The 12169-nt window shown below is 75.6% G+C and carries 11 protein-coding genes; 8 read left to right on the forward strand and 3 right to left on the reverse strand.

Annotated elements, in window-relative coordinates:
• Positions 1–111: 111 nt before the first annotated feature.
• The 3 genes from JE024_RS42270 to ku all read right to left on the reverse strand — a co-directional run bounded on the left by JE024_RS42270 (position 112) and on the right by ku (position 2246).
• A complete protein-coding gene (locus JE024_RS42270; protein WP_372449862.1) occupies positions 112–186 on the reverse strand; it encodes a 50S ribosomal protein bL37 in 75 nt (24 codons plus the stop codon).
• 83 nt (positions 187–269) lie between these two features.
• Entirely contained in the window at positions 270–902 is a 633-nt protein-coding gene (locus JE024_RS11660) for a hypothetical protein (RefSeq protein WP_205373516.1), read from the reverse strand.
• A 78-nt stretch (positions 903–980) separates the two neighbouring features.
• Positions 981–2246 carry a non-homologous end joining protein Ku gene (ku, locus tag JE024_RS11665; RefSeq protein WP_205373517.1) on the reverse strand — a complete coding sequence of 422 codons (1266 nt, stop codon included), beginning with the start codon at positions 2244–2246 and terminating at the stop codon, positions 981–983.
• A gap of 50 nt (positions 2247–2296) precedes the next feature.
• Between ku and ligD the strand changes: the two genes are divergently transcribed.
• The 8 genes from ligD (at position 2297) to JE024_RS11705 (ending at position 12148) form a co-directional block, all read left to right on the forward strand.
• Positions 2297–3172 (forward strand): non-homologous end-joining DNA ligase, encoded by an 876-nt coding sequence (gene ligD / locus JE024_RS11670; protein ID WP_205373518.1) that lies wholly within the window; start codon positions 2297–2299, stop codon positions 3170–3172.
• Positions 3169–4077 (forward strand): ATP-dependent DNA ligase, encoded by a 909-nt coding sequence (locus JE024_RS11675; RefSeq protein WP_244882778.1) that lies wholly within the window; start codon positions 3169–3171, stop codon positions 4075–4077. Before ligD ends, JE024_RS11675 begins: the two co-directional genes overlap by 4 nt.
• Positions 4078–4181: 104 nt before the next feature.
• Positions 4182–4613, forward strand: a complete 432-nt coding sequence (locus tag JE024_RS11680; RefSeq protein ID WP_205373519.1) for a Cif family virulence factor — start codon at positions 4182–4184, stop codon at positions 4611–4613.
• A 280-nt stretch (positions 4614–4893) separates the two neighbouring features.
• The gene (locus JE024_RS11685; protein WP_244882780.1) at positions 4894–6990 is read left to right on the forward strand and encodes a HEAT repeat domain-containing protein; all 2097 of its coding nucleotides are present in this window, start codon (positions 4894–4896) and stop codon (positions 6988–6990) included.
• Positions 6991–7045: 55 nt separating this feature from the next.
• Complete coding sequence (locus JE024_RS11690) at positions 7046–7360, forward strand: zinc-ribbon domain-containing protein (protein ID WP_205373520.1); 315 nt, start codon at positions 7046–7048, stop codon at positions 7358–7360.
• Between the two features lie 168 nt (positions 7361–7528).
• Positions 7529–8911: an FtsW/RodA/SpoVE family cell cycle protein gene (locus JE024_RS11695; RefSeq protein WP_205373521.1), complete on the forward strand. Its 1383-nt coding sequence runs from the start codon at positions 7529–7531 to the stop codon at positions 8909–8911.
• Positions 8908–10365: a penicillin-binding transpeptidase domain-containing protein gene (locus tag JE024_RS11700; RefSeq protein WP_205373522.1), complete on the forward strand. Its 1458-nt coding sequence runs from the start codon at positions 8908–8910 to the stop codon at positions 10363–10365. The genes JE024_RS11695 and JE024_RS11700 overlap by 4 nt, the downstream gene beginning before the upstream one ends.
• Positions 10366–11047: 682 nt before the next feature.
• Positions 11048–12148, forward strand: coding sequence for an amidase family protein (locus JE024_RS11705; protein WP_205373523.1), 1101 nt, complete (start codon positions 11048–11050; stop codon positions 12146–12148).
• Positions 12149–12169 lie beyond the last annotated feature (21 nt).

The raw sequence follows: 12169 nt of genomic DNA on the forward strand, positions 1-12169 counted from the left end.
GGAGACCGCACGCCGGGGCCACACGCGGGGAGCCGGACCCGGTGACCGGGTCCGGCTCCGCAGGGCGCCGTCGCACCGCGTCGGGTGACACCGTCGAGTGACGTGCCGCCGTCAGCAGTTGGGGCGCTTGCCGTGGTTCGCGCCCTTCTTCTTGCGGGCACGGCGCTTGTTGCCTCGCTTCGACATGCGGACCAACTCCCTCGATTCGGAACATCACGGGCGCTGGCCAGTCTAGGTTCGGCGGCGCTCCGGCGCCTGTGCGCGGCCGCTCAGCACAGACCGCGGCCCTCGGCGGGCCCGGGCCTGCCCGTGGCGGGGTCGACGTCGACGTACTGGGTGCGCGCCGTCCCGCCCTCCCCCGAGACCAGCCGGATGCGGTGCGGGCCGTCCCAGGCGGCCTCCGTCAGCGCGTCGCCGGGGTCGTCGCCGTTGAAGCACGCGAGCGGCCAGCGCCGCACGGTGAGACCGCTGCCCGTGTCGAGGGACACCCACCACACGGGGTCGATCATGTCGGCGCCCTCCTCGACCACGAGCCGGCGGTCGGACCGTTCCGGTGCGGCCCGGTCGACGGTCGTCTCCGGCCACGGCAGCGAGAACAGCACGAGCATCAGCGAGACGGGGACGGCGACGAGCGCACCCGCCCCGGCCAGCACCCCGACCAGCACCCGCCACGCGGTGCGCCGCAGCCCGGCCAGGGCGGCCGCGACCAGCGCGCCGGCCGTCACCCAGCCGAACAGCAACGGGTGGTCGGCGACGCGCGCGACCAGCAGCAGCCCCCCGGGCCGTGCCGCCCACAGGCCCGCCGCCTGCGCCGCGACCCCCACCGCGGCGATCCCCAGCAGCACCCTGACCGTGCGTATGCGGCGCTCCTCGGCGCGCGGCTCCCCCACGGATTCCGTCATCCGGTCCTCCCTCCCCTGCCGCCCCGGCCCACCGGGGCGGCCCCGGCCGGAGTATCGCACCGGCCGGGGCGGGCGGGCTCACGCCGAACTGCGCCCGCGCGAGGCCGTCTTCCGGGCCGCGGGCTTCGCGGACGACTTCGCCGCCTTGCCCGCCGCCCCGCCGGTGCTCTTCTTCGCGGCGCCCCGGCCGCCCGACGAGGCGGCCGCCTTCCCCGAGGCCGCCTTCGCCGCGGTCTTCGCCGCCGGCTTCCCGGTGGACTTCCCGGTGGACTTCGCGGTGGACTTCCTCGCCGGGGACGCCGACGACGAGGCGGCGGTCTTCTTCGCCGTGCTCTTGCGCGCACCCGCGGCGCTCTCCTTCGCCGAGGACCCGCCGCCCCGGCCCCCACCGGACGCCGCCCCGCCGGACGCCGCCTTCCCCGAAGCGGACTTCCCCGAGGCGGCCCTGCCCGAAGCGGACTTCCCCGGCGACGACGTGCGGGAAGCGCCCGACCCCGAGGGGCGCTTCAGCGGCGTGACCTCGGCGCCCGCTCCCTCCCCGCCCCCTCCGTCGCCCTCCTCGTCGCCGTGCGCCTTCCTGGCCGCCCGCACACTGCTCTCCAGCGCCGCCATCAGATCGATGACCTTGCCGCCCGTGTCGGCGGGCTCCGCCGGGGCACTCGCGCCGCCGCCCTCGACCTTGGCGGCGATCATCGCCTCGACCGCCTCGCGGTAGTCGTCGTGGAGCGAGTCCAGGTCGACGTCGCCGAGGGTGTCCATCAGGGCGTCGGCCAGGTCGAGTTCGGCGTCGCGCACGGACACGTCGGCGCCCGGCGCCACGGTGTCCGGTTCGCGGATCTCGTCGGGCCACAGCAGCCCGTGCAGGGTGATGACGTCGTCGACGGCGCGGAGCATGCCGAGCCGTTCGCGGCCCCGCAGGGCGAACTTGGCGACGGCCACCTTCCGGCTCCGCCGCAGCGCCTCGCGCAGCAGGGTGTACGGCTTGGCCGCCGGCGTCCCGTTGGAGGCGAGGTAGTAGGCGGTGTCCATCTGGAGGGGGTCGATCTCGGACGCGGGCACGAAGGCGACGATCTCGATGGTCTTCGCCGTGGGCAGCGGGAGGGCGGCCAGGTCCTCGTCCGTGATGGGGATCATCGAGCCGTCGGCGTCCTCGTAGGCCTTGCCGATCTCGTCGCCCGAGACCTCCTTCTCCTCCAGTTCGCACACCTTGCGGTAGCGGATCCTGCCGCCGTCGGCGGCGTGGATCTGGCGGAAGGAGAGCGAGTGGTTCTCGGTCGCGTTCATCAGCTTGACCGGAATGCTGACCAGCCCGAAGGAGATCGCACCGTTCCATATCGAGCGCACGCCGTGCCCCTTCCGCGCCTTTGGTCCCGAAATCATGGGATTCTCATCGTATGACGCCGATCACCGAGGTGGAGGGGCGACGGCTGACGCTCACCAACCTCGACAAGGTCATCCACCCCGCCACCGGGACCACCAAGGGCGAGATCGTCCACTACTACGCCGTCACGGCCGGCGCGATCCTCCCCCATCTGAGGGACCGGCCCGTCTCCTTCCTGCGCTATCCGGACGGGCCCGGCGGGCAGACGTTCTTCACCAAGAACCCGCCCCCCGGGATGCCCGGGTGGGTGCGCACCGCCCCGGTGCCGCGCTCCGACGACCCCGGCGCCCGCCAGGTCGTCGTGGACGACCTGGCGTCGCTGGTCTGGGCGGCCAATCTGGTGGTCGAGTTCCACACGCCGCAGTGGCGGGCCCCGGATCCGGGCGTGGCCGACCGGATGGTGTTCGACCTCGACCCCGGCCCGCCCGCCGGGATCGAGGAGTGCCGCGAGGTCGCACTCTGGCTGCGCGACCGGCTGGCCGAGGACGGCCTCGACGCCTACGCGAAGACCTCGGGCTCCAAGGGCCTCCATCTGCTCGTCCCGCTGACGCCGACGCCCTCCCCACGGGTCTCGGCGTACGCGAAGGCCCTGGCGGTGGCGGGCGAGGCGGCACTGCCCCGGCTGGTGCTGCACCGGATGGCGCGGTCACTGCGGCCGGGGAAGGTCTTCGTCGACCACAGCCAGAACGCGGCGGCCAAGACGACGGCGACCCCCTACACCCTCCGGGCCCGCCGGGAGCCGGCCGTCTCGGCCCCCGTGGGCTGGGACGAGGTCGAGGGCGGCGGGGAGCTGGTGTTCACCATCGGCGACATCGCCCCGCGCCTCGCGCGGCTGGGCGACCTGTTCGCGCCGCTGATCGCTCCGGAGCGCCCGGGGAGCCTGCCGTGAGCGCGCCGGTGCCCCCGCTGCGGGTGGCGTCGGCGGTGACGGTGAGCACCCTGCCGCGCGGGGCGGACCTCGCCTACGAGCCCAAGTTCGACGGCCACCGGATGGTGGTCTTCGTCCGGGAGGAGGGCGTGCTGCTCCAGGCGCGTTCCGGGCGGATCGTGACGGCCGCGTTCCCCGACCTGGCCGGCGCGGCACGGCGGCTGCCGGCCGGCACGGTGCTCGACGGCGAGGTCGTCGTGTGGCGCGGGGGCCGCACGGACTTCGCGGCCGTGCAGCGCAGGGCGGCCGCCACCCCCTCGCGGGCGCCCGCGCTCGCCCGGGCGCTGCCCGCCTCGTACGCGGCCTTCGACCTGCTCGCCGAGGGCGGCGAGGATCTGCGGCCGCTCGCCTACCGGGAGCGGCGGGCCCGGCTGGAGGCGCTGGTGGGGCCGCTGGGGCCGCCGCTCCAGCCCGTGCCGATGACCCGGGACGCCCAGGAGGCGCTGACGTGGTTCGGGACGCTGCACTCCATCGGCGTCGAGGGGCTGGTGATCAAGCGGGTGGACCAGGCGTACCGGGGCGGCGGCCGTGCCTGGCGCAAGCTGCGGCACACCACCGCCGGGGACGCCGCGGTGACCGGCTACACCGGTCCGGCCGCGCGCCCGTCCGCCCTGGTGCTGACGCTGCCGGACGACGACACCCCCGTGGTCTCGGCCCCGCTCCCCCCGGCGCTGCGCGCCCAGGCCGGGCGGGTGCTGGCCGGCCGGACGCGCGCGGGCGAGGGCACGGCGACGGCGGCCGGCCTGGGCGAGGTCGCCTACCGGCCGGTGGCGGCCGGCACCACGGCCGAGGTGGAACGGGGGACCACCAGGCACCCGGTCGTCACGGTGCTGCGGCTGCGGCTGCCGGAGGAGCTGGAGCCCTGACGGGCGGCGATCGGGACCGGTTCGATTAATCAAGTTTGACTAGCTGAGCTCGCGGGCATGACCGTCGAGCACGAGCAGTCGAACTCGACCAGCAAGGAGTACGCATGACCGTCCCGCCCGAGACCGGCTACACCCCCACCCCCGGGGAACTGGCGGAGATCGACAGGTGGTTCGCCGCCTTCGACGCGCTCAGCGCCGCACGGGACGTGGAGGGCATGGCCGACATGGCCGTCTTCCCGCTCAATCTGATCAGCGACGACGCCGCCGCCCGGGGCGCCTCGGCCCAGTGGGACCGGGAGCGGTACGTCGCCACCATGAAGCAGGTGATGGACCAGGGCGGCGAACCGCTCTCGTTCACCTCCGAGCGCACGCCCGTGTTCCTCTCGCCCGCGATGGCCGTGGTCTTCACCGACTCGGTCATGACCGCGGGCGAGGCGACCGAGCGGCTGCGGTACGCGGACATCCTGATCCGCCGTGCCGACGGATGGGCGTTCCAGACCATGGTCCAGAGCGGCTGGGGTGAGAACCTGCGCTGACCCGTACCCGACGGGAACCACTTGATCCGGCCGTTGTGCGGCGCCCGCCCCGAGCGGGCCCGCACGCCCGGAAGATCCGGGAAAAGCACGACCCGTCCGTTGTTTCGTGCGCGCTTCAACCGCATTCCCCGCAAGCCGCGGTCACGGCGTATGCACGGGACGCGACCGAGTCGGCCGGTGACGGCGGCCCGACGGGCCGGCGGGCGGCGTGATACCGGTCGCCCTGTCCGCGACGTGGGGCACACTCTCCCCAGACACATGGACGGCGCAAGGTTCCTGGATGGGGGCAATGGTGTTCGCGGGGATCGACGAGGTCGACTGGGCATCTCTCGAGCATTCCTACGGCCCGGCCGAGAACGTGCCGGAGTTACTGCGGGGCCTGGCCTCCGCCGACCCCGCGGAACGCGAGAGCGCGCTCGACGGGATGTACGGGACGGTGCACCACCACGGCGACGTGTACGACTCGACGCTCGCCTGCATACCGTTCCTGATGGAGCTCGTGGCCGATCCGCTGGTCGAGGACCGGGGGGCGATCATCGAGCTGCTGACCAGCATCGGCGGCATCGACCTCGACGGGGACGACGAACTCGACCCCGACGACGAGGGGTTCGAGGACGCCGCCAACTACGCGATGGCCGCGTCCGCGGTGACCGCGGGCTGCGAGGTGTTCCTGGAGCTCGCCGAGGACCACGACCGCGAGGTGCGGCTGGTGGTGCCGCTGACGCTGGCGAGCCTGCACAGCGACCCGGTGCGGGTGCTGCGCCTGCTGCGGCACCGGCTGGAGGTCGAGAAGGACGACGAGGTGCGCCTCGCCTGCGTGGAGGCGGGCGGGCGGATAGCGCTCCGGCACAAGGACCTGACGCCGGACGTCGTCGAGTGGCTGACGGCGGTCATGAGCCCGGCCTACTGCACCGGTCTGCGCCTGGGCGCCGTCGCCCAGCTCGCCCGCTGCGCGCCCGCGTCGCTGCCGGACGACGTGGTGCCCTGGGTGACGGGGATGCTGCGCCGGCTGGACGAGGAGCCGGAGGTGATGGGCGTCGCCGATCCGCTGCCGGCGTCCTTCACGGCCCCGCCCCGGGAGATCCGGGCGGCCGCGGTGGCCGGCCGGGCGGCGCCCTGGACCGCGGAGCTGCTGCGCACCCTGCACACCGGTCTCGCCGACCGGGTGGACGACCGCGTCGCCCTGCTGGCCGACCAGTTCGGCAGGCCCGACCGGGAGCGCCGGCTGGACGCGGTGCGGATGAGCGAGAACCTGCTGCGCACCTGGCGCGGCGCCTACGGCGAGCTGGTCGTCCTGCTCGGCGAGCAGGTCGGCGACTGCGAGCCCCAGCTCGCGGACGCGGCCGCCGGTGTGCTGGGCGGGCTGTTCGAGCTCGCCCGGCCCGCCGCGGACGCCCTGCTGGAGCGGGTGGAGACGGACCCGGACTGCTGGGTGCGCTCCTGGGGCGAGGGCGCGGCCCGGCTGGGCCGGCCCGTCATGGCGCTCGTCAGGGCGGGCGACGCGCGGGTCGTGCCGATCCTCTCCGGGATCCTCGGGCAGGGCGACGCCGCGGGCGACCTGGCCTGTTCGCTGGACAGCCTGGGCCCGTCGGCGGCGCCGCTGGCGCCCGCCCTGTGCGACCTGCTCTCCGGCGTCCGGCTGGACGGGCGGCTGCACGAGCGGGCCACTCCGCTGCTGCGGGGCCTGTCGGCGCTGCGGGCGGCGGATCTGCTGCCGGACGCGGTGCCCGCGGTGCTGCGGGTGCTGCGCGGCGCGCCCGGCCGGGGCGGCGGGCCGGTCGTCGGCGAGGCGCTGCGGACGCTCACGGCCTTCGGTCCCGCGGCGGGCCCCGCCGCCCCCGAGCTGCGGATGCTGATCGGCGGGGCGTCGGCCGGGGTGTCCGCCGAGGCGGGCGCGCAGGCGGCGGGCGCGCTCTGGGCCATCGAAGGCGAGGCGGACGCGGTCCTGCCGGCGCTCTGCGGCCTGCTGAACGGCCCCGATCCGGACGGCCGGCGCACGGCGGCCTCGGTGGCCGGGGCCCTCGGAGCGGCCGGCGCCGAGACGGCTCCCCTGCTCGGCTCGCTGCTGCGCTCGCCGGAACCGTGGACACGGATCGAGGCGGCGACGGCCCTGTGGCGGGTGACCGGCGATCCGCGGCGGGCGTGGCCGGTGCTGCGCCGCGCGTGGACGGAGATGCCCTACGCCCGGGTGCGGGTGGCCGGCGCCCTCGCCGAGCTGTCGACGCGCGAGGCGGAGGGCGCGGACCGGCTGGTGGACCGCGAGCTGCTGACGGTGCGCCGCCACAACGCGATGGGCGGCGGTGCGGGCGGTCATGACATCTTTGACGACGAGAGACTGCTGGCGCTGTGCAGGCGGGCGGTCACGGGGACACCATGACCCCACGGGCCCCGGCCCACCGGCGAGCGGCGGATCACGACGGAGGACATCGGACATGATCATCTTCGGCACCAAGGGTTACCTGTACCAGCTGGCGATCCTCACGCTGGTCTGCGGCCACTGCGGCAACCCCTCGGCCCACACCCTGCGCAAGCGCGTCACCAAGTTCACCCTCTTCTTCATCCCGCTGTTCCCGTTCTCGACCAAGTTCGCGACGCAGTGCACCTTCTGCGGAGCCGAGCAGCAGATCACCGGGGCGCAGGCCGAGCAGCTCCAGCTCCAGGCCGCGGGCGGCCAGCCGCAGGGCGGGCAGCAGTACGGCCAGGGCCACGGTCAGACGGCGGGGCAGCAGAACCCCTACCAGCACTGAGGAAACGTCACTTCCCGTGAGGCCGCCGGGCGGACGGCCCGGTGGCCCGGCCGGGGCCCGGCGCCGAGGCCCGGGCCGGGGCCGGCGGGTTCGGGCCGGCCCGGCAGGCCTAGGACGCACTATGACATAAAGGGACAAACGCTCTGACGGCTTGCTACGTTGCGTGGCATGACCGCACCGACGGCGGAAGCGTCCCCGCCCGAGCAGCGCCCCGCACGGCGGCGGGGCGTCGAACTGTCGCTCCTGGTCTGCGCCGTCCTCGTCTCCGTGTTCGGCTACGTCTGCGTCGGCCTCGCCCGCCAGGGCGCCGTCCCCCCGGACGCCGCCCGCTACGGCGCCGGGCTGGGCGCGCTGGCCCTGGTCGCCCACCTCGCCGTCCGCTTCCGCGCCCCCTGGGCGGACCCGCTGCTGCTGCCGATCGCCGTGCTCCTCAACGGCCTGGGCCTGGTGCTCATCCACCGCCTCGACCTGGAGACCCCGGGCGACGTCGCCGCCCCCACCCAGCTCGTGTGGTCCGCGCTCGGGGTCGCGCTCTGCGTCGCCACCGTCATCGCCCTGGGCGACCACCGGGTGCTGCGCCGCCACGCGCGCGCCTGTGTCGTCGCGGCGCTGCTGCTGCTCTGCGCCCCCGTCCTCTTCCCGCCGGTCAACGGCGCCCGCATCTGGATCAGGATCGGCGAACTCTCCCTCCAGCCCGGCGAGTTCGCCAAGGTGCTGCTGGCCGTGTTCTTCGCCGCCCATCTGGCCGCCCACCGGGAGGCGCTCACCGCCGCCGGGCGGCGCGCCCTCGGGGCGGTGCGGCTGCCGGCCGGACGGGCCGCCGGCCCCGTCGTCGGCGTCTGGCTGCTGAGCATGCTGGTGCTGGTCCTGGAGCGCGACCTCGGCACCTCGCTGCTCTTCTTCGGGCTCTTCGTCGTCCTGCTGTACGTCGCGACGGGGCGCGTCGGCTGGATCGCGCTCGGGCTGCTGCTGGCCGCCGCCGGGGCGTACGCCGTCGGCACCCTGGAGCCGCATGTGCACGGCCGGGTGGAGGACTGGCTCGACCCGTACGCGGGGATCGAAGCCGGGCAGGGCACCGGCCAGCTCGCCCAGTCGCTGTTCGCCTTCGGCACCGGCGGGGTGCTCGGCACCGGCCTCGGGCTCGGCCACTCCGTCCTCATCGGCTTCGCCGCCAAGTCCGACTTCATCCTCGCCACCGCGGGCGAGGAACTGGGGCTCGCCGGGCTGACCGCCCTGCTGCTGCTCTACGCCCTGCTGGTCGGCCGCGGCTTCCAGGCGGCGACCCGTCTGGACGACGCCTTCGGCACGCTGCTCGCGGTCGGGCTGTCCTCGATCGTCGCGCTCCAGGTGTTCGTCATCGCCGGCGGCGTGACGGGACTGATCCCGCTCACCGGCATGGCGATGCCGTTCCTCGCGCAGGGCGGCTCGTCGGTGGTGACCAACTGGGTGATCGTGGCCCTGCTGATCCGGCTCAGCCACGCGGCCCGCGCGCCGCGCCCGGCGCCCGCGGAGCCGGCGGCGGCCCCGGCCCGCCCGGTGGTCCTGCGGTGATCCGCTGCACACGGCACGCGGCGTGGTTCTGCGCGCTGCTGCTGACGGCCCTGCTGGTGAACGCGGCCCGCGTCCAGGTCGTCGAGTCCCCCGGGCTCGACCGCAACCCCGGCAACCGGCGCGCCGACATCGCCCGCTACAACGTGCCGCGCGGCGACATCCTGGTCGACGCCGGACCGGTGACCGGCTCCCGCGACACCGGCGGCCGGCTCCGCTACGAACGCACCTACCGCGACGGGCCGCTGTACGCGCCGGTGACCGGCTACGCCTCGCAGACCTACGGCACCTCCCTGCTGGAGAACCTGGAGGACGGCATCCTCGCCGGCACCGATCCGCTGCTGTCCCCGCTGCCGCTCTGGGACGGCCTCAACCGGATCCGGCCGCCCGGCGGCCATGTGGTGACCACCATCAGGGCGGCCGTGCAGGAGGCCGCGTACCGGGGCCTGGACGGGCGGCGCGGCGCCGTCGCCGCGATCGAGCCCTCGTCCGGCCGGATCCTGGCGCTCGTCAGCAGCCCCTCGTACGACCCCGGCCGCTTCGCCGGGACGGACGGCGCGAGCGCCGACGCCTGGACCCGGCTGAACGGGGCGCCGGCGCAGCCGATGCTCAACAGGGCCATCCGGCAGACCTATCCGCCCGGGTCCGCGTTCAAGATCGTGACGGCGGCGGCGGCGCTGGACTCGGGCGCGGTCGACGACGTGGACGCCCCGACCCGCACCCCCCACCCGTACGTCCTGCCCGGCACCACCACGGTGCTGCCCGACACCGCCGAGGGGTGCGAGAACGCCTCGCTGGCCTACGCCCTCCAGTGGTCGTGCAACACGGTGATGGCCGGCCTCGGCGCCCGGGTGGGCCTGCGGGGCATGGTGGAGGCGGCGGCCGGCTTCGGCTTCAACGACCCCCGGCTGCGGATCCCGGCGGCCGTTTCGCGCTCCAACTTCGACACCGACATGTCGGTGGACCAGCTTGCGCTGTCGTCGATCGGCCAGTTCAACACCACCGCGACGCCGTTGCAGATGGCGATGGTGGCGTCGGCCGTCGCCGGGGGCGGGGTGCTGCGCCACCCGTACCTCGTGGAGAAGGTCACCCGGGCCGGCGGCGCCACCGCCGAGCACCACGGCCCCCGGGCGTACCGGCAGGCGATGAACCCGGCCACCGCGATGCGGCTGCGCGAGATGATGGTGCAGGCGGTCGAGGAGGGGACCGGCCGCAAGGCCGCCATCGGCGGCGCGACGGTCGGAGGGAAGACCGGTACCGCACAGCACGGGGTCGGCAACAAGGGCACCCCGTACGCCTGGTTCATCTCCTGGGCCCAGGCCGACGACGCCCCGCAGCCCGGGGTGGCGGTGGCCGTCGTCGTCGAGGACGCCTCCGCCGACCGCGCCGAGATCAGCGGCGGCGGGAGCGCGGCACCGATCGCCCGCGCGGTGATGCGGGCGGCGCTGCGCGGGTAGCTCGCGGGGCTCGGTCTCCCGGGGGCCTGCTTCCGCCGGACCCGGCCGCGCATGCGGACCCGGCCGCGCGCCGGTGGGCCTGGCACGGCCTGCGGGCGTGTCCTCAAACGCCGGACGGGCTGAGTTGCCCGGGCTGGAGAGGTTAAGCCCCGCATGGGGGGTACCTCCCACGGCCGCCAGGCCGTAGGGGGGATTGAGGCGCAGGGTGCGGGGCGGAGCCCCGCCGGATCCGGCCGCGCAATGCGGACCCGGCCGCGCGCCGGTGGACGCGGCACGGCCTGCGGCCGTGTCCTCAAACACCGGACGGGCTGGAGTTGCCCGGGCCGGCGCAGCCCGAGAGTCGGGCGCTGGACGGGGTGCCTCTTCAGCCCCGCATGGGGGGTACCTCCCACGGCCGCCAGGCCGTAGGGGAGTTCGAGGCGCGGGGTGCGGGGCGGAGCCCCGCCGGACCCGGCCGCGCATGCGGACCCGGCCGCGCGCAGGTGGACGCGGCACGGCCTGCGGCCGTGTCCTCAAACGCCGGACGGGCTGGAGTTGCCTGGGCTGGCGCAGCCCGAGAGTCGGGCGCCGGAGAGGTTCAGCCCCGCCGGACGGGCTGAGGTTGCCCGGGTCGGCGCAGCCCGAGTGGAACACCCCACGGGCCGGAAGGAACGAGCCCTCGTCGCAGCGGGAGGATGAGGGGATGGAGTTGGCGGAGGCACTGGAGAACATCGAGCGGCTCGACCCGCAGGTGAGCGCGTTCACCGAGGTCTGGGCCGAGGAGGCCCGCGCCGCCCGCCCCGCAGGGGCGCTGCCGCTGGCCGGGGTGGCGCTGGCCGTGAAGGGGCCGGCCGGTATCCGTGCCCACGCCGCGCGGCGGCTGATCGCGGCCGGTGCGGTCGCCGTCGGCGCGACCTCGGTGCCCGGGCCCGGCTCGGAGTGGATGACGTGGGGGCTCGGGGCGCACGGGCCGACCCGTAACCCGTGGCGGGCCGACCGGACGCCGGGCGGCTCGTCGGCCGGGGCGGCGGCGGCCGTCGCGACGGGCATGGCCCGCGTCGCCACCGGCGGCGACGGTGCGGGCTCGGTGCGCATCCCGGCCGCGTGGTGCGGGGTGTTCGGGCTGAAGACGACCAACGGCCTGCTGCCGAGCCCCGACCGCACCGGCCTGGCGTCGGCCGGGCTGCTGACCCGCACGGCGGAGGACGCCCGCCCGTTCCTGCACTGCCTCCTCGACACGAACGCGCACGCGAACGCACACACGCCCACGCACGCAGACACCGGCGCGCACACCGACCCGCCCGGGCGGCGACTGCCGCTGCGCGCCGTCTGGTCCCCGGCGCTCGGTTTCGCCGAGGTGGACCGGGAGGTGCTCGCCGTCACCGGCGCCGCGGTGGCCCGGCTGGAGTCCGCCGGGGTGGTCCGCCTGTCGGGGCGGGACGCCGTCCTGCTGGATCCGGGGGACGCCTGGACGGCCGTGCGGGCCGGCCGCCCCGCGGACGGGGCGGCGGTCCGCGCGGAGAACGACCGGAGGCTCGACGCCCTCTTCGCCGAGGCGGACGTCCTGCTGACCCCGGCGACCCCCAACCGCCCGCACGGCCACGACGGCCCGGGCGCCGTCTACTCGACCTCGCTGGCCTGGGCGTTCAACCTGAGCGGGCATCCGGCGGCCTCCGTCCCCGCCGGGTTCACCGCGGACGGCTGCCCGGTGGGCCTCCAGCTCGTCGCGCGGCGCGGCGCGGACGCCTGGCTGCTGGAGGCCGCGGTGGCGGCACAGCGGCGGCTGTTCACGATGCGGCCGTGAGGGGCACGCGGCCGGGGGCCG

Origin of the sequence: Streptomyces zhihengii (genome assembly GCF_016919245.1) — a bacterium.
In the GTDB taxonomy this organism is placed as follows: domain Bacteria; phylum Actinomycetota; class Actinomycetes; order Streptomycetales; family Streptomycetaceae; genus Streptomyces; species Streptomyces zhihengii.